Origin of the sequence: Ruoffia tabacinasalis (genome assembly GCF_005864045.1) — a bacterium.
GTDB lineage: Bacteria > Bacillota > Bacilli > Lactobacillales > Aerococcaceae > Ruoffia > Ruoffia tabacinasalis.
The window spans coordinates 1-2,445 of record NZ_VBSP01000086.1; the positions used below are offsets into that span (position 1 = coordinate 1).

Genomic DNA, 2,445 nt, shown 5'->3' on the forward strand with positions numbered 1-2,445 from the left:
TACACCACAAAAACGACAGAGCGCTTCAATGGTCCACGTGTTAGTTGGGGATTCAAATGTCTCTTGAATCACTTTAAAGTAGAATCGCTTGACTTCTCTTTCGGATACATCCCCAAGTCGATAAGTCTCTTTTTTTTTAAGAATTTGTTCTCAAATTTGAGCCTTTAAATTTCTTTTTTTAAGTCCACGTATGAGGGGGATAGCGCAATCATGTCACCATCTTCGTTTAGTTTTGGTTGATAGTGTTTCATCTTCTGTGTAAAAACCCGAATGGCATTATCACCAACGATCAGCGGATCAATCCCAAGCGATCTAAAAATCTCCTTCGGTTGATGACCTTGCTTCGTCAATAGATAAAACTCCTGTTTAAATACATCTCCATAAAGCACTGACCTCTCGCTGACACTATCAATATACGGTGAAGTACTTAAAATTTGAACTTCTTCTGGACTATATTTTCCCATGTTGATTCACCTTTCTTTTTTTATTTATTCCACTAAAAATATCAACTCATGACGGATTGTCTACAAAATATTTATTAATCTACGACTCTGTCTACGATTTTTATGACAGAAATAACCTGAGTCCACGAATGAAATGAGTATGTCTCTGATTGTCCACGTTCATAGGACCATTATAGTTGGGATGCGTGAGTCTATATTCAACTAAGCGGAGCGTGGCAGCTCTTCGCGATGGACTGAATCCACTAAACCAGAGCGTGGCGACACCTTACGACGCACCGTTTTTATTGATTCGGAGCTTGGCATCACCTCTCACAACGCCCCCATCTACCACTTTAAATCTTAACCAAATAACATCATTAGCGTTATCTATTACGACTAATGAGTAATGATACAGATATGGTATAATAAAGTATCAAGTATGGGGGAATGAGAATATGAAATGGGAAAGAGGTACATCATTAAATACTGAATTAATGCAAAAGCAACGTCAACAAATGAGTTTTGACCAGTTACAAGCGTTAAGAATCCTTCAAACAGCTCGTGAAGATTTAAGTCAATTATTGATGGATATATCACAAGAGAATCCCTTCATGGTTGTTGAAGATACACGAGATATGTTAGAGATTAATTCGTTAGGATTCGATAATATTCTGATTGAAGATGGTGTTAGTCAGTATGATTCATATGGTAACATGGTTAATTCATCAGATAAGCAAGATAATCATCAAGCAATGATAAATCAACTAGAGGATCAGAGACAACAATCCTTTCGAACTAATTTAATAGACCAAATCATGTGTTATCGCAAGACCCGTTTGCGAGATCTGATGATTAGGCTAGTGGATGAACTCGATGAAAATGGCTTTCTTAGTAAGTCAGACGAAGCGTTACAATTGATTATAGAGTGTGATGCGATTGAGTTACTCGATGCGATCACTTTACTTCAACAATTAGAACCCGTTGGTGTTGGTGCGCGTGATTTGAGGGAATTATGGATGCTTCAAACTGAACACGACCCATCCGCTCCAGAGATAGCTTACGTTGTTTTAGAAATATACTTTAATGAGTTAGTCAATCGTGAATACCAAACGATATCTAATCATTTAAATGTTTCTATTGAGGATATATTAGAGACAGTCGCTTATTATCAAACCTTAGCGATAACGCCTGCGGTTTACTTTTATAGTGAGGAAACGCAATATATTGAACCAGATGTATTTATTCAACAGAAAGAAGAGGGATACGAAGTATCTTATAATTTTCAAAACTTACCGAAATTAAGTTTTAATGATACATATTATCAAGAATTGAAAGCCATTGATGATACTGATTTGAAAGAATTTATCAAGGACAAGCGACAGCAAGTGAGAGCTGTCTCGTATAGTTTGAAACGTAGAGAAGTGACACTCGTTCAAGTTACACAAGCAATTATTGAAGCACAAGCGCTTTTTTTCAATTCAAAAGGGCATCAAGTGTCGCCATTAACGATTAAACAAATAGCTGAAAGATGTGACCTTAGTCCTTCCACAGTAAGTCGTACTATTCAAGGTAAGTATTTTTATACTGATTTTGGTACATTTGAATTGCGAAAACTCTTTACAACATCATCGGTTCAGTCAGAATCAGGTGAAGAGTTAAGTCAACAATTTATACTAAAAGAAATTCAAAAGTTAATTGATCAAGAAGACAAGCAACATCCCTTGTCAGATCAGAAACTAGCGGATATTCTTCATGAGAGAGGTTACACGATCTCACGTCGAACGGTTAATAAATATCGCAAGGAATTAGGGATCTTATCCACTACAAAAAGAAGGATTAAGTAATGGAAAAGAGTTATGAATATTTTTTATAATTTTTGATTTGTCAAATTAAGCTAGACAAAACAGCTTCATCTAAGTAACTCAAAAATACTTCCAACGGTGTTTGGTAGTGCAAGGATTTCCGTGGAATCGTGTTCCGTTTGTGTGCAATCGATGACACA

The 2,445-nt window shown here is 36.3% G+C and carries 2 protein-coding genes and 1 pseudogene; 1 reads left to right on the forward strand and 2 read right to left on the reverse strand.

Annotated elements, in window-relative coordinates; translation table 11 throughout:
• Window positions 1-164 precede the first annotated feature (164 nt).
• Entirely contained in the window at window positions 165-464 is a 300-nt protein-coding gene (locus FEZ33_RS12000; RefSeq protein ID WP_138405592.1) for an HTH domain-containing protein, read from the reverse strand.
• Between the two features lie 434 nt (window positions 465-898).
• On the opposite strand from FEZ33_RS12000, the gene rpoN reads away from it, so the two are divergent.
• Window positions 899-2,287, forward strand: coding sequence for an RNA polymerase factor sigma-54 (gene rpoN / locus FEZ33_RS12005; protein ID WP_138405593.1), 1,389 nt, complete (start codon window positions 899-901; stop codon window positions 2,285-2,287).
• Between the two features lie 40 nt (window positions 2,288-2,327).
• Here rpoN and FEZ33_RS12010 read toward each other — a convergent pair.
• A pseudogene (locus FEZ33_RS12010) lies at window positions 2,328-2,445 on the reverse strand (IS30 family transposase); the annotation flags it as partial.

Excerpts from the sequence above, each read along its gene's own strand:
- FEZ33_RS12000 (WP_138405592.1), bottom strand. The coding sequence starts at position 464 with ATGGGAAAATATAGTCCAGAAGAAGTTCAAATTTTAAGTACTTCACCG.
- rpoN (WP_138405593.1), top strand. The coding sequence starts at position 899 with ATGAAATGGGAAAGAGGTACATCATTAAATACTGAATTAATGCAAAAG.